The sequence below is a fragment of the Salinisphaera sp. SWV1 genome (assembly GCF_052044155.1).
Taxonomy (GTDB): Bacteria; Pseudomonadota; Gammaproteobacteria; order Nevskiales; family Salinisphaeraceae; genus Salinisphaera.
Map to the genome: position 1 here is coordinate 1 of NZ_JBQDYE010000159.1, position 575 is coordinate 575.

1 protein-coding gene is annotated in these 575 nt (G+C 56.2%); it reads left to right on the forward strand.

What is annotated here, in order from left to right; translation table 11 throughout:
* A partial coding sequence (locus tag ACS8YF_RS20015; RefSeq protein ID WP_440851814.1) for a YcjX family protein occupies positions 1–575 on the forward strand: 575 nt, incomplete at both ends.

Genomic DNA, 575 nt, shown 5'->3' on the forward strand with positions numbered 1-575 from the left:
AATTGTGTATTATCCCGGCGAATGGTTGCTCGACCTGCCGATGCTGGCGCAGGACTATTTAAGCTGGTCGCGCCAGATGACGGGCTTACTCAATGGTCAGCGCGGAGAATGGTCAGCGAAATGGCGAATGATGAGCGAAGGGCTGGACCCGCTAGCGCCTGCCGACGAAAACCGGCTGGCGGACATTGCCGCCGCGTGGACCGATTATCTCCACCACTGTAAACAGCAGGGGCTGCACTTTATTCAGCCTGGGCGCTTTGTCTTGCCGGGAGATATGGCAGGTGCGCCCGCGCTGCAATTCTTCCCGTGGCCGGATGTCGATACCTGGGGCGAGTCCAAACTGGCGCAGGCCGATAAGCATACCAATGCCGGAATGCTGCGCGAGCGCTTTAATTATTACTGCGAGAAGGTGGTGAAGGGGTTCTATAAGAATCATTTTCTGCGCTTTGACCGCCAGATTGTGCTGGTGGATTGCCTGCAACCTCTCAACAGTGGGCCACAGGCATTTAATGATATGCGTCTGGCACTGACGCAGCTGATGCAAAGTTTTCACTACGGGCAGCGTACCCTGTTCC